We start from the raw sequence: 20840 nt of genomic DNA, 5'->3' as shown, positions 1-20840 counted from the left end.
AGCGCTTATATGGTACCACTGTCTGTTGTTTAAACTCACCGTTGCGATCCCGCGGGATTTGAAGCGTTAAATCGCCGTACTCCGTGTGAAGTGTACGCGAATAAGACCCATTGCGAGAATTGCCTGAGTTGAACCCGATACGATCGTATTTTTCGTAATCCAAAAATTCCGTCAGCTCTGTCGCCAGTAGCGAGTTGATCGCCATTTCCAAGTGCGAACGAAAAACCTCGGTAATATCTTGTTTTTTGACTAGTGCATCGACAATTTCTGTTGTAAACTGATTCATAGGGAAGACCTCTTTTCTAGGATTGGTTGTGGTGACTTAATTCTACCAAGAAAGGGTCTTCCTTTTTCTATGGAATTTTCTATTTACACAAAATATTTTATACTCTCGTGACTAGTGCTTATATGAAAGTGATTGGCGATACTTTCCACCGTTAAATCATTTTCTAGTTCGTCATTTATATACATAATTACTTTATTGACTGTTTGATGTCGGAAAGTTGGCTGTTTGCGATCTGCAATAAAGTAGACAAAGAAATCAATTAGATCATCCGCAAATTGTAGAAATTCTGCATCTTTCATCTGGTTTTCAATCATATCGTTACAAGCAATATTAAAAGCAAATGCCTTTTTCGCTGGTACTTGATTGTCTAGCAATTTGCGAGCAACAATTGATGATAAAACAGAAAAATAACTGCGTACAATTTTAATGACCTGCTTGCCAAAACGTATTGAAAGAATATCAATTAATTCATGTAAAGATTTCTTAGCTTTTGCAGATTCTAAATGATAAATCTCAAAAATTAATTTCGACTCAATATTAAAAAATTCTTCGACACCGATATATTGATTAATATTATCGATTTCTTGGAAGTATCTTTTGGATATCGTTTCTGACATAGAATGTTGATGTAGTTGCATAATCTTCCCCATCTTTCCTCAGAGTACAAGAATTGATTAACAATATTTGACATCAATCTCGACGAATTAAAAATAAGAAAATAGTATTTACTTATCTCCCATAAGAACTGAGACCTATTTCATAATTTTTTATAGAAAATAGCTTAAAAATACCCCGACTAAAACACTAGATTTTTAAAAAATAGACTATACAGTGAATATTACCATATTCTGCGATTTCCTTTCAACCACATTTTAATTGTAACTCTAGTTCTAATTTATCACATATGCATCGTAAAAACCTTATAAACTTATTCCTAACAATTAGATTTTACCATATACCTATTAAAAAAATTAGTTATTAAATAAATGTATTTACAAATTATACAAAACATATTACACCATTTTATTCAATCAATCGACATTTTTCTATTTCATTCCTAAATCTTCTCTATATAATTTATATGAATATGTAGTAAAATAGATGATAATACTATTTTTAAAAGTTTAAACGAGGTGTTTAACGTGGATCCAAAGCAAATAGAAGAAATTATGGATATTATTAAAGAGTTCTTCCCTGAAAATACTTCCATTGCAATTTCTGATACAAACGAATATTTATATTACCAACCAAGTAAAAAAGTTGATTTAAAAATTAAACCAGGCGACCCTATTAAAGAAGGCTCAGCGGCTCACAAAGCATTAAGCTATGGTCAAAAAATCAGCTCTTACATTGAGCCTGATGTTTTCGGTGTAGCCTATTATGGCATGAGTATTCCTTTGATGGAGGAAGGCGAAATGAAAGGTGCCATTACGGCTATCTTCCCACAAAAACCATCAGCTTTCTTAACAAACTACATTACCATCAAAATTGATGATTGCTGGTATCCAATTCAACATGATCAAGTTATTTATTTAGAAACACAACTCCGTAAAACATTTGTTAAAACAATGACTCGAGAAGGTTATCATCGTTTAAACCTAAGTGATCTGGAGTTATTTTTAGCACCTGATTCATTTATTCGTTGTCACCGCTCTTATATCGTCAACATTGACTATATTGATGAAATTCAACCAGATTCTCACTCAACGTTTTTGTTAATTATGAAAGACGGGACGCGTATTCCCGTTAGCCAACGCTATGCAAGCTATTTCCGTCGTTCTTTAGGCTTCTAATTTTTAAGTACAGCGAGCAATTTTTTGCGAATTGTTCGCTGCTTTTTTACGAAAATAAAGCTGCTTTCTATCTGTTCATCATCCTTCATTAACAATTTTTACATAGTTTTTATGTAGAAACCCTCTAAATTTATACAGCTCTACAATAAAACGTTTTCTCTGTCGAAAAATCATTTTAATGCTCGTTTTTTCTTTTTTTACTTAATTTAATGCTATTCATAGAGTTTTTGTGACCTTTTGGTGATAATATTATTCAAATGGTTGGAGTTATACTACAACTGAAGAAACAGAAAATTCCGAAAGATTTTTCTAGTTTATAATTCGGTTTCCATCAAAATTATTTAGGGGAGGATTTTTTTATGGATGCAAATGTTCAAAAACGCCTAGGTTTAAAAGAGCTTGAAAGTAAAATTGTTACTGCTGAAGCAGCAGCGGCACTTATTTCTGATGGTGATGTAGTTGGGATGAGTGGTTTTACTCGTGCTGGGGATGCAAAAGTAGTTCCTATGGCCTTAGTAGAACGTGCTAAAAATGAGCAATTCAAGATTGATGTTTATACAGGTGCTTCTTTAGGACCTGAAGTAGATAAATACTTGGCTGAAGCTGGTGTAATTCGTAAGCGTGGACCATTCCAAGGAGACGCTGGCATTCGTAACTTAATTAACTCTGGCGATATTTTATATGTGGATGCACATCTTTCACATAACGCTGAATTAGTACGTCAAGGTATCATTGGACCAATTAAATACTTAATTCTTGAGGCTGTGGCTATTACAGAAGATGGCATCATCGTGCCAACAAACTCAGTAGGTAACTCACCAATTTTTGCTGAATATGCTGAAAATATTATTATTGAACTAAATATCTCTCATCCAGAAGCATTAATCGGCATTCATGATATTTATGTACCAGCAGAGCAAGGTGCTCGTGAGCCAATTCCAATGACAGATGTACAACAACGTATTGGCGACATCGGTATCAAAGTAGACCCTTCGAAAATTAAAGCAATCGTTATTTCTGAAGAGCCAGATGCTCCTTCACTAATCGTACCACCAGACGAAGAAACACAAACAATGGCGAATATTTTATTAGACTTCTTCCGCGATGAAATTAAAGCAGGTCGTTTAACAAATAGCTTAATGCCATTACAATCTGGTGTGGGTTCTGTTGCTAATGCTGTATTAGATGGCTTCGCAGATTCAGAATTCGAAGATTTAGTTGTTGCTTCTGAAGTATTACAAGATGCAGTATTCAACTTAATTGATGCAGGCAAAGTAAAATTCGCTGCAGCAACATCCATTACACTTACTGAAGAATTACAGAAAAAGGTATATGGCAATTTAGAAAACTATGCGGATAAAATTTGCTTACGTCCACAAGAAATTTCTAACCACCCAGAGCTTATTCGTCGTTTAGGTCTAATCTCAATCAACACAGCGCTTGAGTTAGATATTTATGGCAACGTAAACTCTACGCACGTATCAGGTACAAAAATGATGAACGGTATCGGTGGTTCTGGTGACTTTGCACGTAATGCTCGCCTTGGTATTTTTGTTACAAAATCATACGCAAAAGGCGGCGCTATTTCTTCTGTTGTTCCAATGGTATCACATGTTGACCATACAGAGCATGATGTAGATGTTATCGTAACAGAGCAAGGAATTGCAGACTTACGTGGCTTAGCACCAAAAGAGCGTGCAAAATTAATTATTGAAAACTGTGCACATCCAGACTACAAAGAGCAGTTATGGGATTATTACAACCGTGCTGTTGAAGCAACTGGTGATCAGCAAACACCACATATTTTAGAGGAAGCCCTTTCTTGGCATGTAAACCTTGCTAAAAATAAAACAATGAAGCAAAGTGTACCTGCACAAGCTTAATATCACTCACTGCTGCCCCCATTATGTAAAGTAATGGGGGCAGCAGCATTGAGTAGTGAATTCTATTACGAAGAACATGCTTACTTTTAAAGTCTCAGGGAAAGCTCTCAGACTATCCTACTTGCCTTGTTACGCCGAAAATCATCCTCTTGTTAAAAGATAATTCACCGTCAATGGTATAAATTTTTCAACTCACTCATAAGCAAGCCCCATACCAAACACTGGAATATGATTTTCGTTGCTCCCTTCTTCTGCTTCTTTTTATGTAATTACCTGACCCCATGCTGTAAAATATTTTTAAACACCCCTATGAACTATTAATATTATTACTCATCGATATCCCATTATAGCAATTTAAAATCTCTTCATACTTTAGGCTACTCTATGGGCATTTAAGAAGTCTTTTTTGTATTCCCTCCTTCTATAGAACTTCAGATAAAGATAATCTAAAATCCTATCAATTAGTGCGAAGAAGTCATTGACGGATTGATTTTTCAAGATTGCGAATCTCTTCCTATAGATTATATCTTTTTTATATTTAAAAAATGGTATAATCAATTATTGAGAACTATTATCAAATGGAGGCTTGCTATGCGAAACTTTATCTATGCAATTATCTTCTTTTCATTTTTTGATCTTTTCACCCAGCTTCCTGTGATGAGTACATATGCCGAATCCTTAGGTGCATCAGCATTCCTAACGGGTTTAGCAGTAGGTATGTATTCATTATCCAATACATTTGGCAATATCATTTCAGGCTTTTTAACAGATCGCAAAGGGCCCTTTATTATTCTGGTTATAGGTCTTTTTACAACAGGACTTTCATTAATACTCTATAATTTAGTAGAGGAACCTATTACGCTGTTAATCATCCGGTTTATTCATGGGCTTGTCGCTGGCTTTATTGTCCCTGCTGCCTTTACGTTTTTAGCAAATGCTACTGCGCAAGAAAAACGTGGAAAAGGCAGTGCTGTTTCTGGAGCATTTGTTGGTATTGCAGCGATCATAGGCCCAGCATTTAGCGGTATTTTAGCCACTCGAACAAGTGTCCCATTTGTATTTAATATTACGGCAAGCTTTATGCTTCTTTTAGGTGTTCTTGCATTTTTTATGCTGAATACTAAACAAATAAAAAAAGAGAAATCAGCGTCTCATACATATATTCCAATCAGTGTATTTTTTAAGAATACTGGAACACTCAAGGCATTTTTAGGAGCCTTCTTTTTAATGTTTTCTCAAGGTGTCATCGCCTATCTATTGCCACTGAAAGTTCACCTCTTAGGCTTTGATTCCCGTTTAAGTGGAACATTAATGAGCACATTTGGCATTGTCGCTGTACTCGTTTTCCTGTTACCTACTAATCGGATTTTTGATAAGGTAAATCCTTTGAAAACATTGTCCTTTGGTATATGCTTAATGGGACTAAGCCAATTGTTAATTAGCCAAGCAAATGCCAGCACCCTACTCTATATAGCAATGGCTTGCTATGGAATCGGATTCGGCTTCCTCTTCCCGTCTGTCAATTCCCTATTAATAGACTCTACTACTGCCGAAATACGAGGAAAAGCATATGGCTATTTCTATGCATTTTTCTCTCTAGGCGTCGTTATAGGCTCTTCATTACTAGGCTGGTTATCCTTAGGTGTTGTGAGCGGCTTTATCTTTACTGGCATCATCTTATTACTTTTCGCTAGTGTTATCCTTATCCCACATAAAAGACCTTCTCATGCTTAAACGAGAAGGTCTTTTTGTATTGAAAAAATACCATCAATAGCAGAAAGAATACGTTTGGCTAAGCAACGGGTGATCGCCTTTATGTTGTCGCTTTATGTTCATAAACCTCAACATAAGTTTTCAGATACGTTCCTTCTTATTTTTCTTTTTCTTGGATTTCTTCATTATAGAAATGGACACCTGTATGTCCTCCACCTTCAGCTACCATTTCATTTGAAGCAATTTTCGTTGGTGAAGTACCAGCCTCTGTTGCTACCTCTGCTGCTACTCGTTCCACAACCCTATCATCTATATCAGGCTGAGGTGTAAGATACGATTCTACTTTGGATTTCATGCTATTAAACATCGTCAATGCTTTATCACGATTTTCTTTTTTACTTAAATAAGATGCTGCTAAACTCGCTAAACCTACAATTACAACACCTGTTCCTTTACGTTTTGCCATCATTCATTACCTCCTAAAAATTTAGAAACTAGCTATGTAGTATAGTTTTTCCCTATTCTTAGAAGGCTAAACATTATTTTTTCATCCCCTCTCGCCTCTATACATATGTGGACTAAAAACTCTTTTCTTTTTTCACAATTTTTCAACTATTTATGATTAAAGCATTAAAAAATGGGGAATAAATGCATTAATACTAAATTAGGAGTGTGATGATGATGAAGAAACTTGATTTAGCTTATGATTGGATAGATATGGCTTCGTTAATTGGTGGTGCAGGTCTTTTAACATTACTCATTTATAGTGTCACTTTACTGTAAGGAGCTGCTCAAATGACTTGCACACTATATTAAAAAGGCAATCCGCTTTTCCCATAAGCAGATTGCCTTTATTTTATTGTTTTACATCATTATATGCATCTGATTTTTCAAATGCTGCCACTACATAAGAGCAAACAGCCTCCATTTTATAACCTTTTTCACGTGCATAATCAGCAGCCTGATCAAGTAATTGCTTAGCCACTCCTTGGCCTCGTAGCTTATCCGATACATATGTGTGATCCATGACCATCACTTGTCCTTTTTGCTGCCAAGTGATTTCTGCTAACTTTTCCCCTTCTTGTACATTCAAAAAAGCAAACTCATTTTCCGCTAATTGCTGTAATTGGAATTCCATTTCTCACCACTCCTTTTATCCATAGTACCATAGCTTTTTATATTTTCACAAAATTTGTGTTTACGCTTAAGCCAAAACCATGTACTGCTGTCGCTTCGCTTTCGCACAAAAAAGAATCTGCCATTCTACTCTATTATTTTGAGTAAATATGGGAGATTCTATTCTAGTAATATTATTTAAACCATGAAGAAACAGTATCTTTTAAATTAGCAAAGAAGTTTTTCACACTTGCCCAGAATCCTTCGTCTTCCATAAGGGAGCCGAATTTTTCTTGAATTGTGTTACTAATATCATTTAATTGCTCAGACCATTTACTAAAATCAATATCAAGCTTACTGATTTTATCCATTAAATCGACGAGTAATTGACGATCTTTTTCACTTAAATTAATTTCAAGCTTAGTTAATTGCTCCTGAACAATTTTTTCTACATCTTCACGTGTAGCTGGGTTTAATTCAGCAATTTGCTTTTTTATTTCTGTTAGTAGCTCTGCAACTTTCGCGTCATCTACCCCTGCTGATTCTGCAATGGATGTTGCTACTGATAGCTCCTCATTTGCTACATCTGTACGCTCAATATCAAGTGTTTCACCTGTTGTCACCTCATAAGCCTTATAAATTCCTACTAATGCTGAATGTCCTGTCACAGCTTTTGGTGCAGCTACCTGTACAGTTGCATCCTGAATGCCTGCAGTTAACATTGCATTGGCATACATTTCTGAGGTTACTTGTGTAATATTGTCGGGTGTAACAATCTCTATTACTAAGCCTTCTCCTGCATCTCTACGTGTAATTTTAGCAGAGGAATACATACGAGAGCTTGAGTTACTATCTTTAATATATTTAACTAAATCCTCACCTGATACAACAATTTCTTCAATTTCAGGTTCTTCACTTACCTTTAATGATTTTTTGACTGATTCTTTTTCAGCCTCAGATAAATTTGCGCCATATACTACAATAGGTGCACCTAGTTTTTCATCAATTGCTTTCGGAGGTGTATTATCAGCCGCAAAACCTGTTGCTGGTGCCATCACTCCCACTACCAACATTGTAGCTGTTAGTATTTTGATCCATGTCTTTTTCAAATTATGGGACCCCTTTCGCTAAAAGCTCATATTAGCCTATACAATGTATTGCCATTATACAATTATTAGTACGAAAAAAAGACGAGAAGGTTTCAGGGATATCTCTCGTCTTTTTTCTGTGATCCATGCTTGCGCTAGCCTATTGTAGACTGATCTTCCACTATGCTTCTTCCGTCCAGCCATCTTGTTGTTTCACCTTACCAGCTTTCATCAGTGTGCCTAAAGCACGCTTAAACGCACCCTTACTCATATTAAACATTTCTTGAATTTCTTCAGGTGAGGATTTATCACCAAATGGCATTTTACCACCAACATCTCGAAGATAATTCAAAATTTGCTGCGCATCATCTGAAAGACGCTCATGCTTACGCGGCAAAAGTGAACCATTCATTGAACCATCTTCTTTTACATCGATAATACGTACCACGATATCTTGTCCAAGTCTTGGCTCAGCTTTACGCTCTGATTCATGAACAAATACACGGTAAGGATGATCTACACCTAGTAAAAATGAGCCAATTGGTAATAGACGGTAGGGGCGTGCTAAAATATTTTTATTGTGCATATCTTCAAAGGCACCCTCATATAGCTCTGAAATTTTTTCTTCTGTTGCTAAGCGGCCAAATAAATCACCGTTACGATCCGTGCGTAATGTCATAAATAAATGATCGCCTGGTTCTGGCCATACCTCTTTTAATGCAGGTAAATCCTCTGCCTTTACTAATACCTCACGAGATGTACCAATATCCACATAGGCTCCTTCACGCTCCACCACTTTTAAGACGCGTGCCCAGCCGTATTCACCTTGTGTAAAAGCTGGAATAGCAGTTGTAGCAGCTAGATCGCCACGACGATCTACAAATAAAAATACTTCAAGGCTGTCACCTATTGTTAGGGGCTCTGTTACCTCTGAAGCATTTAAAGGGAGTTCTTCCACTCCATTTGTTAAAATCCATTTTGATGCCTGTTGCTCTAATACTGTTAATGTCACAACTTCACCTGATTTTAATACGTTCATATTGTCTTCCTTTCCTTTACACCATCATATTGAAAAAATCCTTAAAGATTGTGCTGTGTCTTAGATGCCTCTAATTTTTTCACGATGTCTGGATTCTCTTCCATTACTTGCACAAGATCTGCAATACGATCGATTGAATTCCAACTTAAATGATGTTCAATTCCCTCAACATCATCATAAATACGTTCTTCATCTACACCAATCATTCGTAAGAACTGCTCGAGCAATTCATGGCGCTGCACAAGACGTTTGCCAAGCTTTTCTCCCTTCGACGTCAAAGTCAGTCCACGATATTTTTCATAAACTAAATAACCATCTTTATCTAATTTTTGAACCATTTTTGTAACAGAAGAAGGAAGAACAGATAATGCTTCAGCAATGTCAGACACTCGCGCATAGCCTTTATTGGCAATTAATAAATAGATTTGTTCGATATGGTCCTCCATACTAGGTGTTGGCATATCCTTTCCCTCTCTTTCCTTTTCTTACTCTCTAGTTTACTACAAGCTTGGCTTAAAAGTTAACTGAAAATACATATGCTAGAAAAACACTTCTTGTAGCACTAAAAAAGAGCCTCTTCCCTTAAGAAGTAGGCTCGATTTTGTGTCGAGGATGCTTATTTACCACATGTAATGCATGAATAATCTCTTTGTTAATACGTTCAATACTTTCAGGAGTATTCATCTCTCTAAATGCGTCATCTCTAGTTTCCATAGATGTAACATACTTACTTGGCAATGCATTTAATGTAAGCGCCACGGTGTCAAGCTCGCAAGTTTTGCATTTACAAAATGTTTGATATTCTGGTCCTCGTAGTAAAAAGCTTACTAAACCACGCACAATTTCTTCTGTAACATTTACTAAAATAGGATCTGACATATTCAAACTTTCGCCTCATTTATATTGAATTGTTACATTACTCCTACAACTATCATAGCGTGCCGAAAAATCTTTTTCAAGAATCGCTAGTAGCATCTATATACGTAAAATTTATAGTGACAAAGCAGGATTAAATTCCTACATTTTATATTTGAATCACACTTTTTTCATTATTTTTTTGCTTTGATTAGTCTTAATGAATTAAAAACAACTAAGAGTGTAGCACCCATATCTGCGAAAATTGCTATCCATAAAGTTAACCATCCTGGAATCACCAGCAATAACGCAATTAATTTTAAAGCTAGGGCAAATATAATATTTTCTTTAATAATACGTAATGTTTTTCTGCTTAAACCAATTGTATACGGAAGCTTTGTTAAATCATCACCCATTAAAGCAATGTCTGCTGTTTCAAGGGCAGCATCTGTTCCAGCACCTCCCATAGCAATACCAACATTTGCTGTAGCCAGTGCTGGTGCATCGTTGACACCATCTCCAACCATTGCTACTGCGCCAAATTGTGCATGTACATTCTTTATTGCCATTAATTTTTCTTCCGGTAATAAACTTGCACGCACATCTGTTATCGCTAGAGATTTAGCAATGGCCTGTGCTGTTGGCTCTGCGTCACCTGTCAGCATTACGATATGCTTTACTTTTAAGGCATTTAATTTTTGTAATACATTCTTACTCTCATCACGCACTTGATCTGCAATACCAATCAATCCAATAAGTTTATTTTGACAAACAACTGCTACTACTGTTTTACCTTGTCTCTGTAGTTTTTGCACCTGGTTTTCTACATCTTTATCGACTGTTGCTAATGTAGCCATCCATGCTATGCTTCCTACATAAATAATGTGATTGTCAACAGTAGCATAGGCTCCCTTACCTGTTACTGATTGAAATTCTGCTGGGATAAGCGCTGGTAAGTTTTTATTATGCAATAAATTTAAAATAGCTTTAGCTAGCGGATGCTGTGATTGTTTCTCTACTGCAGCCACTAATTGCAACACGTAGTCCTCTGACCAACCATCTTTTGTTAGAATATCTGTTACTGCGGGCTGCCCTTTTGTTAATGTGCCTGTTTTATCAAAAGCGATCGCCTCAATATGCCCTAATTGCTCTAAGTGAATACCACCTTTAATCAGAACACCTTGCCTTGCAGCATTGCCAATCGCTGTTACAATAGCTACAGGTGTAGAAACAACAAGTGCACAAGGACAGCCTACTACTAAAACCGCTAAACCTTGATAAATCCAATGTTGCCAATCTCCTATGAGCAAAGGTGGGATAACAGCTACTAACAAAGCGACAATCATAATAGCCGGTGTGTAATATTTAGCAAAACGATCTACAAATTGCTGAGAAGGTGCCTTTTCTGCCTGCGCCTCTTCTACAAGATGAATAATTTTGGCAATCGTTGTATCCTCAACACGTTTTGTCACACGTACCTCAAGTGCACCTTCCTCATTCAATGTACCTGCAAATACTTCATCATTTACGGTTTTATTAACGGGAATTGATTCGCCTGTAATCGCTGCTTGATTAACCGCTGAAATACCACTAATAACAATACCATCCATCGCAATTTTTTGCCCTGGCTTAACAATTAAAATATCACCAATCTCAATATCCTCTGTTGGTAACTCAAGCTCATGAAAATGCTCACCATGTGCTCTTTTAATAATAGCTGTTGGTGGAGTGATATCCATTAATCCGCGAATAGATTGTCGTGCTTTATCCATAGAATAGGCTTCAAGTGCTTCACTAACAGCGAATAAAAATACGACAACTGCTGCTTCTTCCCATTCACCGATAATTGCAGCACCAATAATCGCAATGGTCATCAATGTTTTCATATCAAATTCAAAACGAGCTAGATTACGAAAGCCTGTTTTAAAAATACCAATACCACCTACAAGAATAGCAACAATAAACATTCCTACTGGTAGTGGATGTGCCTCTCCTTGCAGAGCAGCCAATGCATAGCCTAATATAACAAATAATAAAGAAATTCCTGCTAAAATATTTTCCTTTTTACGGTAGAAAGGTGTAGATTGTTCAAGCGCTCTTGCTGCCGATTGGGTCACCTTGATACCATCAAAGGCACCAGCTTTTTCAATTTGGTCTACACTAATAGCGCCAATTACAGTAATTTTAGAAGCACCAAAATTGACTTGTGCATCCTGTACTTCTGGAATAGCCTTTACATTTTTCTCGAATTTTGCTGCACAGCTTGCACAGGATAAATTTTGTAGCCTATATTCTTGTTTAATTGGTGTCGCCGCCATCCGCAATCCCCTCTTTCGCGTGTTCATAGGCAATTGTTACAATTTGATATACATGCTCATCCGCTAAAGAGTAATACATTTGCTTACCTTTACGGTGTGATTTCGCTAAATTATTATCTTTTAAATATCGTAAGTGATGGGATGCTGTGGCAACTGAAGAACCAATAATAGTTGCAACATCACAAACACATAATTCATCTTCTACCGTTAAAGCATAGGCAATTTTAAGCCTTGTTTCATCAGATAATGCTTTTAAAAATTTGGCGACACCTGATAAATCTGGCATTTGCTGTTGTACTCTTGTCACTGCTTCTTCGTTTATCTGTGTTGTCTCACATAATTCCTTCGACATTCGCTCACCTCATTCAAATATTCGTTTGATTGTAATCAATGTAACATATTACCTTATTATATTCAAATGAATCTTTGAATGTTAGGGATGGACATCATAGGAGGATAGCCAAAAAAAATTAGCGCACTTTTGTACGCTAATTCTTGTTTATTGAGCTTTTAGTTGCACTGTTTTACCCTTTATATCTTCTTTCCTTACAAACGTTTCATGATAATTACCTTCCACCCAGTCCAATACTTGATCTTGATACCAAGCAGATTTTACATGACCACTTTGCCCTGGACCAACGATATGATGAGCCGAGCTTAGGTCACCTACATCTACCACAAAGCGCCAAGATGCTCCATGGTCTACATTTCCTGCTAAATCATTGTCTGCCGCCTGTACAGTAACCTTTGAGCCACCAATGGCAACCTTTTTAGCATCAAAATAGGCTGCAAGAATTGGTGATGCACTTCCTAATGTATGGTTAAAGGTAAGCTGATGGAAATCTCCCCACTGCCATTTTGATGCGTTTTTTCCAAATTGCTCTTCTAATTGTGTAATGGTTAACTTAAAAGCTTTATAAACAGCTGCATCAACACCACCCTGCTCCTCCAACCAAATGCTTTTCTTTCCTGCATATGCTGTACGCAAAAGCTGATCGGTAATATTAAATTTACCCTTCATCAGATAATACATATCTCGTGGCATCTGATCTTGAAACAATACTTCCTGCAGCTTTATCATAAGCGTATGAAAGACAAGCGGTGCACCTGCTTCCTTAGCATCTACCATATCCCAATTTTCAAGCAATGCTATCATCTCTGTATACTTTCCATCCTGATCCTGTGCCTTTATAGAGGTTAATAAATTTGGTAAAAACTCTCTTGCATACAGATTATGCTGATCCATTTGTAAATTCATCATATCTTCCACGGTAAGAGCATTATTCGTCTCAAGCACTTCCTTAATACGCTCAAAACGATAAGGCTGTGCCCAAAAATTGGTTATATGATAAGGATACTCTTCTCCTATTACTTTATTGTTCGCAGTTGCAATAAAGCCTTCCTCTGGATTTACAACAGTAGGAAGCTCATCCCAAGGAATAAAGCCCTCCCATCCATAATCACTTGAATCACCTGGAACTGGTAATTGACCATCCCCCTGTTTACGAATAGGAATCTGACCATTCGCTTTATAGGCGATCGTACCGTCCTGTGATGCAAATACAAAGTTTTGCGCTGGTGCTTTAAAATCTTCTAGTGCCCTTTCAAAGTCATTCCAGGATTTCGCCTTATTAAAGCCAAGCACTGCCCTTAGTTCTGCGGTAGGCTGTAGTGCCGTCCATTGCATTGAAAATTGTGCTGTTGGCTCCGTCTCCTTAAAAGCTAAATCTGTCATAATCGGTCCATGACGTGTGACAACTACTTCAAAGTCTACCGTTTCGCCATCTTTTACCTTGATGGATTCATCACGTACCTCCGCTTGCTCCCACTGACCATCGTAACGAAATTGCGTTGGATTATCTGGATTCGGTATTTCAATATATAAATCCTGCACATCAGGACCCACATTTGTAACTCCCCATGCAATATCCTCATTATGCCCCAAAATAATACCAGGAATCCCAGCAAAAATAACACCACTTACATTTTGCTGAGGCGATTGCAGATGCATTTGATACCAAATAGATGGTGTGCTTAACCCTAGGTGTGGGTCATCTGCCAAAATAGGTTTTCCCGATTTTGTTTTATCACCAGAAACAACCCAGTTATTACTACCATTAAATTCATTTGGTAGTAATTCCACATTAAATTGCCCTGCTACTGCCACAGGATTATTGATATTGGCCTCAATGATCAACGAAGCATTTTCAGGATATTCGATAAATAACTCTTTCGCCTTTTCTTCTTCAAAGTTTTGTAATGCCCAATGACGGAAGGCCAATATATTCCAATTTCCACCTAAATCATAGGCCATATATTTACCAATTGTTAAGGAATCAATCACTGTCCATTCCTCTGGCTCATAGCCTAACAAAGTAAATTCATAACTTAGGGTATTGTTTTCCTTCGCCTGTGCAATAAAAGCATTTACCCCTTCAGCATACCACTCAAGCACTTGTTTACTTTCTGCATCATAGGCAGCCAATGATTTTTCAGCTGCTTCCTGTAAGCTAAATGTACGGAAGTGTTTGTCTGAATTAATCGTTGCCTCCCCAATAATTTCAGACAAGCGACCACTTGCCTGCCTGCGTGCTAAATCCATCTGAAACAATCGATCCTGCGCTTGAACATATCCTTGTGCACGATATAAATCAGCATCTGTCTCCGCAAAAATATGTGGAACCCCTTTGTCATCTCTTGTCACCGTAACATCCTGCTCTAAAATATTCACCGTTAGCTCGCCATCAATCACTGGTTTTGATTTATTCATAAACCATGTAAAGCCAATAAAAGCCGCAATTGCTACTACTGCTAATATTCCAGCAATAATGAGCAGCCACTTTTTCCATCGAAACTTTCTCACCCTATAACCTCCTCGTATATTAGTAGTAAGAGCTCTTTCCGATAGAATTTCCAGTTGATCCGGACAGCTGGAGGATCTGTTGGATTTCCTATAGGAAGTGGTCGCCAATTGGCTCCCTCACTCCTGTTTTATGTTTTACCTGTTTGCCCCTGGTTTGACCGAGGGAGCCAAAAGGAAATCACTATTTTCATTATTTATCATCTTTTCTTAAAGTATTGCTCACAGGTGCTTGCCTGTTTATTTGTCATACACTTTTTTAACCCAATTTTATAGCACAAGGGCGAAGGATGGAGGAGGCTCCATTTCAGTACTTCGTCCTTTTTTATGACAACTTTTATTTCACTCAGACTGTGCCCATGAGACAATGGAACGGACAAGGTATTCGCAGGAAATAGCTTTTCCTCCTTGCGGACACGCATGTGTACTGCTTCATAAGCCTGCTACCCATCGTTCATTATGGAAGGTCTAACCACTGGCTGCGACGCAATGATTGAAGAGAGTGTAGCGCTCAATTATGGTCTTCTCCATGCGATTGCTCATCACGAGGCAGACATCGATGATTCGACTGGGCACCCAGGTCTGCGTGTATCTTGATTAATTCCCCCTTTAGGAGGTGATTGGCATGTCACAAATGCTAGTCGGTATTGACGTGAGTTTGCGCTCCCATCATGTCCATTTCATGCATGGAGAGGGTCACACACTCGCTGATTTTTCTGTTCGAAATGATGTAGAAGGTGCGGACACCTTGATTCAAAAAATTATACGAACAGCGGAAAAAAATCAAACAGATCAATTAAAAATTGGGATGGAAGCCACGGATCAATATAGTTGGCACCTTGCCCATTACTTAAAAGCACAATGTAAGAAAGTAGTACCACATCTTCAAACAGCGATTTATATGCTCAACGCACGTAAAGTTTCCCGTTTTAAGAAGGGCTATGATATGTTACCGAAAAACGACAAAATAGACGCCTGGGTTATTGCGGATCATCTACGCTTTGGACGATTGCCACATGAAATGCAAGAAACCTTAATTTACGATGCACTTCGTCGATTAACACGCACGCGCTTCCATTTAGTCCATGAAATTGCCCGTAATAAAACATACATGTTAAATCAACTGTACTTAAAATTTAGTGGCTTACGCCAAGATAATCCGTTCTCCGATACATTCGGTGCGACAAGTGTCGCGGTGATAGAAGAACTAGATCCAGGTATCATTGCCGATATGCCTTTAGAGGAGCTCGTAGAGTTCCTACAAGAGAAAGGCAAAAATCGTTTTGTGGCGCCAGAGGAGATGGCGAAATATCTCAAGCAGCTCGCTCGCAATTCCTATCGTTTAGATAAAGTGATGGCGGATCCCGTCAATCTTTCTTTATCAGTCATTCTGAGCACGATTCAGCACATGGAAACCCAAGTAAAGCGTTTAGATAAAGAAATCGAACGCATGATGAAAGGTATTCCGCAAACATTAACATCAGTAAAAGGCATCGGTCCCGTGTACGCAGCGGGCTTAATCGCAGAGATTGGCGATATCCATCGTTTTGATGATCACCACGCTTTAGCGAAATACGCAGGTTTCGTATGGACACAGCATCAATCAGGTGAATATGAGTCTGAAAACACCAGTCGGATGCGAACCGGCAATAAGTATTTACGCTATTATCTTGTACAAGCTTCAGACGCCATACGAAAACATGACACCGAATATAAAGCCTTTTATCAAAAGAAATATCAAGAAGTAACCAAGCATCAACACAAACGCGCTCTCGTCTTAACCGCTAGAAAACTTGTACGGCTCGTGCATTCGCTACTACGCACGAAACAGCTGTACACGCCCAAAGAAGAAAGGAGAGAATAACGAACACTTTCTCGCTTTTCTTTAGTTAATTTGTAACTTCCATTTTTTAACTTTTTAAGTTGGAAAACGTGAGGTTTATTTGAGTGCGCCTTAAAGTGGCGATGAATAAGCTTTCGCACTTAGGAATTTCCAATTTTGATGTTTTTTATGGTTGACATTTCACCACTGGGCTTTTTGCACTATATTCCCATACAACCTTGCTAAATCCTTTACACAGACCTCAAACAGCGAATTTTACTATGTTATGTAAATAAAATTGTCTTTCAGCATAAAATTTTATGCTTATCCGCTATGAAAATAGTATAAATAATAAAAAATATAGGGACTACTGAGCAATGTTAAAAAATCGTATTTTCTTGTTGAAAATACGATTTTTTTCAGGTGAGACACTTTCTTCAGTGAATTCGCCTGCTAGATATGCAATTGTAATTCAATTGGACAATGATCGCTGCCCATAATATGAGGATGAATTGTGGCTATATCAATTTGTGCCTTTAAGCGTTCTGACACAATAAAATAATCAATACGCCAGCCAATATTACGCTCCCGCACTTTATTCATATAAGACCACCATGTATAATGATCCGTTTCCTCAGGATATTTATAACGGAAGGAATCTACAAAGCCACTTGCCAATAACGCAGACATTTTTGCACGCTCTTCGTATGTAAATCCTGAATTGCCGATATTCGACTTAGCATTTTTTAAATCAATTTCTGTATGTGCTACGTTTAAATCACCACAGTAAATAACAGGCTTCCTGCTATCAAGCTCTTTTAAATACATGGCTAAGCGATCCTCCCATTCTAAACGTAATGGTAACCTCGCTAAATCACGCTGTGCATTAGGCGTATAAACATTTACCAAATAAAAATCATTATACTCTAATGTAATAATTCTGCCCTCCTCCTGAGCATCCTCATCGCCCACTCCATAGCGAACAGATAATGGTGTGTGCTTGGTAAATATAGCCGTTCCTGAATAGCCCTTCTTCTGTGCATAATTCCAATATTGCTGGTATCCATCAAGCGCAAGCTCTACTTGTCCAGCCTGACATTTAATTTCTTGCACACAAAAAAAGTCAGCATCTATCTGATGAAAAAACTCTAAAAAGCCTTTACTGATACAGGCTCGTATCCCATTGACATTCCAAGATATAAACTTCATCCTATCTCCACTCCTTAAAAAAACGCCCTTCGACAATAGCGAAGGGCGTTATATTATAGATCATCACCAACAATTTTCACTTCTGTCTCTAAATCAATGCCAAACTTCTCCTTAACAACACGTTGAACCATTTGAATTGTTGCAATATAGTCAGAGGCAGTGGCATTTCCTTTATTCACAATAAAGCCAGCGTGCTTAGTAGAGACTTCTGCACCGCCTACACCCTTACCTTGTAGGCCGCTATCTTGAATGAGCTTACCTGCAAAGTGACCTGGAGGGCGTTTAAAAACACTACCTGCCGAAGGATATTCTAATGGCTGCTTAGACTCTCGCTGAAATGTTAAATCAGCAATCTTTGCATCAATTTCCTCCTGTACACCTGGTGCTAACTGAAATTCAGAAGACAGCACATAGTAGCCTTTTTTAGCAATAATACTTTGTCGATAGCCAAGCTCAAGCTCATCTTTGGCTAATGTTAAAATATCGCCTTCTTTTGTTAACACTTTAGAAGACACAATAATATCTTTAATTTCACCACCATAAGCACCGGCATTCATGGCCATCGCTCCACCAATTGATCCAGGTATACCACAAGCAAATTCAAAGCCTGTCAAAGAGGCCTGTGCAGCAAGCTTTGAGACATCCTTAATAAGTGCCCCACTTTGTGCATAAACATGTGCATCATCGATGCGAATGGCAGCTAAGCGTGAAAATGTAACAACGATGCCTCGATGACCGCCATCGCGTACAACCAAATTGGACCCGTTACCTAACATTAATAAAGAAATATTATTTGTATATGCATAGCGAATAACGGATGCTGCTTCTTCCTCTGTTTCGGGAAGCACAAAAACATCTGCTTTGCCACCTAATTTTGTCATTGTGTATTGTCGTAATGATTCATCCAGCTTAATATTGGCAGGATTAATGCTCTTCGCTAAATCCTTAACCCATTGTTCTTTTGTCATAAGAGCTAATTCCTTTCTAACGTCCTTCTTACTCTACACTAGTATGGATTTAGAACCCCAATTTGACAAGTAAAATGAAGGGTATTTTTATCGCTTATTATCGCTCTGTGTAGAGGCGATACATAATTACTAAAGAAAATGGACAGTCCTTCCAATTTCAAGGGCTATGTTGGCACAATTAGCTTACATTAGAGCCAGTTCGTTGCCCATATTTCAATATTGCGTATAGCTCCCTCTAATGCCTGCCCTTTATCCGTTAAGGAATATTCAACACGTACAGGAACCTCAGTGTACACTTTTCGTTCAACAATCCCTTCCTTTTCAAGCTCTTTTAGACGCTCGGATAATAAACGTCCACTTACAGGTAGTGCAGATTCTATTTCATTGAAGCGCTGTGGGCCATCAAGTAATTGATATAATATTAATCCGGTCCATCGTTTTCCGATTAAATCCATTGCTTTTGCTAGACGAGGACATAAAGTTGTCTCATTCATGATTTTTCACCTCTATATAACCTATTGTAACGATTATTATAACAAATGTAAATTTAGCGTAACTTATGTATCTATTATAATTTATATACCTTTATTTATTTAATTACTAAAAGTAACTAATCAAAATATAGACTGGTTAATGTGTGAAAGTTGTTGATAAAATACAGTTCTTTTCTAGCATATGCCCCATTTATCACGATATACATCTTTAAATAGAAAAAAAGCCTACTGTTCTTATATAATGGAGAACATCTATGCAAGCATATTCCCTACATATAGAAAGAGACGGAAAGCTGTTCTCTATCAATAGAATGTCAATAAATGTTTTGGCATTTGCTGATTGTGCGTTTATTTTGTAAAAACTCATTGAATATATAAATTTTTTAATTTATTATTCGTTGTAGAGTGCTGTTTTTAGGGAGGTTTTCTAATGAAGAAATATGCGATTGATTATAGCCATTCTACTATTGGCTTCTCTGTACGTCATATGATGGTTTCACGAATACATGGTACGTTCGAATCGTACAGTGCAGAAATAACAGCAGCTGATATTGTAGAAATGCAGGATGCTGCTGTCACTATTATCATTGCTGTAGCTAGTGTCTCCACAAAAAATCTTGATCGTGATGTCCATCTTGTATCTCCTGATTTTTTTGATGCAGATGTCTATCCAAAGATAGTATTTACCTCTACATATATTGAAAAACTAGATGATCGAAAGTTTGCCATTCACGGAGATTTAACAATTAAAAATGTCACAAAGCCAATCGTATTTACAGCCGTGTATACAGGAAACGGTATTAATCCGTGGACACAGGAAGTATATGCTTTCCAAGCAAAGACGAAAATTAACCGCCGAGACTTTAATTTACTTTATAATACAGCTCTTGAAACAGGTGGTGTATTAATTAGCGAAGATATAGATGTTGTTGTAGATTTGGAGTTAAACCCTCTTTAAGTAAATATTTATCCATATAAAAGGAGAGCAGGGATGGATTCGCACTCTCCTTTTTAAAACTTATAAGCATGTTATAAAATACCTTTTAGAGAAATAAACAACAAAATATATGGATTTTTTCATTCCTTTGACTGTGGAAAAAGCAGCTTCGATAAGCCTCCACCGAGGAACATAGCCATACTATTAAATATCGTAACAAACAGATGCAGATTCTCACCCACAGGTAATAGGATTAACATGAATAGGGTTGTAATAATGATGCAAACAGACGTAAAAATAGCCTGCTTCGTATCTAGTTTCATTAAGTTCATAATACACCCAGTCTCCGTATATTACATGTTTTGGTAATTTTACTTTAGTTAATTTTATCATACTATCTTTGTCTCATGCGTATTAAGTGATGCTAAATGTCCTAAACAAAAGCCCCTCTTTTAAAAA

19 protein-coding genes and 1 pseudogene are annotated in these 20840 nt (G+C 37.3%); 5 read left to right on the top strand and 15 right to left on the bottom strand.

Annotation, left to right across the window (positions count from 1 at the left end; all coding sequences use genetic code 11):
- Both ADM90_RS21680 and ADM90_RS21675 read right to left on the bottom strand, forming a co-directional pair.
- On the bottom strand, positions 1 to 286 hold a 286-nt coding region (locus tag ADM90_RS21680; RefSeq protein ID WP_200908580.1), incomplete at its 3' end, for a transposase.
- A gap of 101 nt (positions 287 to 387) precedes the next feature.
- Positions 388 to 924: pseudogene (locus ADM90_RS21675) on the bottom strand (AraC family transcriptional regulator); the annotation flags it as partial.
- A gap of 504 nt (positions 925 to 1428) precedes the next feature.
- Between ADM90_RS21675 and ADM90_RS21670 the strand changes: the two are divergent.
- From ADM90_RS21670 to ADM90_RS21660, 3 genes are all read left to right on the top strand, one after another.
- On the top strand, positions 1429 to 2079 hold the full coding sequence (locus tag ADM90_RS21670; RefSeq protein ID WP_053996948.1) for a LytTR family DNA-binding domain-containing protein: 651 nt from the start codon (positions 1429 to 1431) through the stop codon (positions 2077 to 2079).
- 359 nt (positions 2080 to 2438) lie between these two features.
- Positions 2439 to 3962: a succinate CoA transferase gene (locus ADM90_RS21665; protein WP_053996947.1), complete on the top strand. Its 1524-nt coding sequence runs from the start codon at positions 2439 to 2441 to the stop codon at positions 3960 to 3962.
- 591 nt (positions 3963 to 4553) lie between these two features.
- Positions 4554 to 5696, top strand: a complete 1143-nt coding sequence (locus tag ADM90_RS21660; protein WP_053996946.1) for an MFS transporter — start codon at positions 4554 to 4556, stop codon at positions 5694 to 5696.
- Positions 5697 to 5832: 136 nt separating this feature from the next.
- Here the strand turns inward: ADM90_RS21660 and ADM90_RS21655 are convergent, their stop codons facing one another.
- From ADM90_RS21655 to ADM90_RS21615, 9 genes are all read right to left on the bottom strand, one after another.
- A complete protein-coding gene (locus ADM90_RS21655; RefSeq protein ID WP_053996945.1) occupies positions 5833 to 6141 on the bottom strand; it encodes a hypothetical protein in 309 nt (102 codons plus the stop codon).
- Positions 6142 to 6531: 390 nt separating this feature from the next.
- The gene (locus tag ADM90_RS21650; RefSeq protein ID WP_053996944.1) at positions 6532 to 6813 is read right to left on the bottom strand and encodes a GNAT family N-acetyltransferase; all 282 of its coding nucleotides are present in this window, start codon (positions 6811 to 6813) and stop codon (positions 6532 to 6534) included.
- Positions 6814 to 6985: 172 nt separating this feature from the next.
- Positions 6986 to 7900, bottom strand: coding sequence for a DUF1002 domain-containing protein (locus tag ADM90_RS21645; RefSeq protein ID WP_053996943.1), 915 nt, complete (start codon positions 7898 to 7900; stop codon positions 6986 to 6988).
- Positions 7901 to 8060: 160 nt separating this feature from the next.
- On the bottom strand, positions 8061 to 8918 hold the full coding sequence (locus tag ADM90_RS21640) for a CvfB family protein (protein ID WP_053996942.1): 858 nt from the start codon (positions 8916 to 8918) through the stop codon (positions 8061 to 8063).
- A gap of 41 nt (positions 8919 to 8959) precedes the next feature.
- Positions 8960 to 9379, bottom strand: coding sequence for a transcriptional regulator MntR (gene mntR, locus ADM90_RS21635; RefSeq protein ID WP_053996941.1), 420 nt, complete (start codon positions 9377 to 9379; stop codon positions 8960 to 8962).
- A gap of 121 nt (positions 9380 to 9500) precedes the next feature.
- Positions 9501 to 9797 carry a late competence development ComFB family protein gene (locus tag ADM90_RS21630; RefSeq protein ID WP_412177005.1) on the bottom strand — a complete coding sequence of 99 codons (297 nt, stop codon included), beginning with the start codon at positions 9795 to 9797 and terminating at the stop codon, positions 9501 to 9503.
- Between the two features lie 170 nt (positions 9798 to 9967).
- Complete coding sequence (locus ADM90_RS21625) at positions 9968 to 12091, bottom strand: heavy metal translocating P-type ATPase (RefSeq protein ID WP_053996939.1); 2124 nt, start codon at positions 12089 to 12091, stop codon at positions 9968 to 9970.
- Complete coding sequence (locus ADM90_RS21620) at positions 12072 to 12443, bottom strand: ArsR/SmtB family transcription factor (RefSeq protein ID WP_053996938.1); 372 nt, start codon at positions 12441 to 12443, stop codon at positions 12072 to 12074. The genes ADM90_RS21625 and ADM90_RS21620 overlap by 20 nt, the downstream gene beginning before the upstream one ends.
- 147 nt (positions 12444 to 12590) lie before the next feature.
- Positions 12591 to 14954: a penicillin acylase family protein gene (locus ADM90_RS21615; RefSeq protein WP_235473783.1), complete on the bottom strand. Its 2364-nt coding sequence runs from the start codon at positions 14952 to 14954 to the stop codon at positions 12591 to 12593.
- Positions 14955 to 15576: 622 nt separating this feature from the next.
- Here ADM90_RS21615 and ADM90_RS21610 point away from each other — a divergent pair.
- A complete protein-coding gene (locus tag ADM90_RS21610) occupies positions 15577 to 16815 on the top strand; it encodes an IS110 family RNA-guided transposase (protein WP_053995080.1) in 1239 nt (412 codons plus the stop codon).
- Positions 16816 to 17226: 411 nt separating this feature from the next.
- Here ADM90_RS21610 and ADM90_RS21605 read toward each other — a convergent pair whose 3' ends face one another.
- The 3 genes from ADM90_RS21605 to ADM90_RS21595 all read right to left on the bottom strand — a co-directional run bounded on the left by ADM90_RS21605 (position 17227) and on the right by ADM90_RS21595 (position 19444).
- On the bottom strand, positions 17227 to 17982 hold the full coding sequence (locus ADM90_RS21605) for an exodeoxyribonuclease III (RefSeq protein ID WP_053996937.1): 756 nt from the start codon (positions 17980 to 17982) through the stop codon (positions 17227 to 17229).
- Positions 17983 to 18035: 53 nt separating this feature from the next.
- Positions 18036 to 18950 carry a UDP-N-acetylmuramate dehydrogenase gene (gene murB, locus ADM90_RS21600; protein ID WP_053996936.1) on the bottom strand — a complete coding sequence of 305 codons (915 nt, stop codon included), beginning with the start codon at positions 18948 to 18950 and terminating at the stop codon, positions 18036 to 18038.
- Between the two features lie 188 nt (positions 18951 to 19138).
- Positions 19139 to 19444, bottom strand: a complete 306-nt coding sequence (locus ADM90_RS21595) for a winged helix-turn-helix transcriptional regulator (RefSeq protein WP_053996935.1) — start codon at positions 19442 to 19444, stop codon at positions 19139 to 19141.
- A 430-nt stretch (positions 19445 to 19874) separates the two neighbouring features.
- Here ADM90_RS21595 and ADM90_RS21590 point away from each other — a divergent pair, with 430 nt between their 5' ends.
- Positions 19875 to 20402: a YceI family protein gene (locus ADM90_RS21590; RefSeq protein WP_053996934.1), complete on the top strand. Its 528-nt coding sequence runs from the start codon at positions 19875 to 19877 to the stop codon at positions 20400 to 20402.
- Positions 20403 to 20521: 119 nt separating this feature from the next.
- Here the strand turns inward: ADM90_RS21590 and ADM90_RS21585 are convergent, their stop codons facing one another.
- Positions 20522 to 20713: a hypothetical protein gene (locus ADM90_RS21585; protein WP_053996933.1), complete on the bottom strand. Its 192-nt coding sequence runs from the start codon at positions 20711 to 20713 to the stop codon at positions 20522 to 20524.
- Between the last annotated feature and the right edge of the window lie 127 nt (positions 20714 to 20840).

It is taken from the genome of Lysinibacillus macroides, from assembly GCF_001281525.1.
GTDB lineage: Bacteria > Bacillota > Bacilli > Bacillales_A > Planococcaceae > Lysinibacillus > Lysinibacillus macroides.
Note: the sequence above shows the minus strand (reverse complement) of the source record. Positions and strands in the feature narration are given on the sequence as shown.

Bases quoted from the DNA above. Each gene is read 5' to 3' on its own strand.
- ADM90_RS21650 (WP_053996944.1), bottom strand. From the start codon at position 6,813: ATGGAATTCCAATTACAGCAATTAGCGGAAAATGAGTTTGCTTTTTTG.
- ADM90_RS21605 (WP_053996937.1), bottom strand. From the start codon at position 17,982: ATGAAGTTTATATCTTGGAATGTCAATGGGATACGAGCCTGTATCAGT.
- ADM90_RS21625 (WP_053996939.1), bottom strand. From the start codon at position 12,091: ATGGCGGCGACACCAATTAAACAAGAATATAGGCTACAAAATTTATCC.
- murB (WP_053996936.1), bottom strand. From the start codon at position 18,950: ATGACAAAAGAACAATGGGTTAAGGATTTAGCGAAGAGCATTAATCCT.
- ADM90_RS21620 (WP_053996938.1), bottom strand. From the start codon at position 12,443: ATGTCGAAGGAATTATGTGAGACAACACAGATAAACGAAGAAGCAGTG.
- ADM90_RS21595 (WP_053996935.1), bottom strand. From the start codon at position 19,444: ATGAATGAGACAACTTTATGTCCTCGTCTAGCAAAAGCAATGGATTTA.
- ADM90_RS21660 (WP_053996946.1), top strand. From the start codon at position 4,554: ATGCGAAACTTTATCTATGCAATTATCTTCTTTTCATTTTTTGATCTT.
- ADM90_RS21590 (WP_053996934.1), top strand. From the start codon at position 19,875: ATGAAGAAATATGCGATTGATTATAGCCATTCTACTATTGGCTTCTCT.
- ADM90_RS21640 (WP_053996942.1), bottom strand. From the start codon at position 8,918: ATGAACGTATTAAAATCAGGTGAAGTTGTGACATTAACAGTATTAGAG.
- ADM90_RS21655 (WP_053996945.1), bottom strand. From the start codon at position 6,141: ATGGCAAAACGTAAAGGAACAGGTGTTGTAATTGTAGGTTTAGCGAGT.
- ADM90_RS21630 (WP_412177005.1), bottom strand. From the start codon at position 9,797: ATGTCAGATCCTATTTTAGTAAATGTTACAGAAGAAATTGTGCGTGGT.
- ADM90_RS21665 (WP_053996947.1), top strand. From the start codon at position 2,439: ATGGATGCAAATGTTCAAAAACGCCTAGGTTTAAAAGAGCTTGAAAGT.
- ADM90_RS21610 (WP_053995080.1), top strand. From the start codon at position 15,577: ATGTCACAAATGCTAGTCGGTATTGACGTGAGTTTGCGCTCCCATCAT.
- mntR (WP_053996941.1), bottom strand. From the start codon at position 9,379: ATGCCAACACCTAGTATGGAGGACCATATCGAACAAATCTATTTATTA.
- ADM90_RS21585 (WP_053996933.1), bottom strand. From the start codon at position 20,713: ATGAACTTAATGAAACTAGATACGAAGCAGGCTATTTTTACGTCTGTT.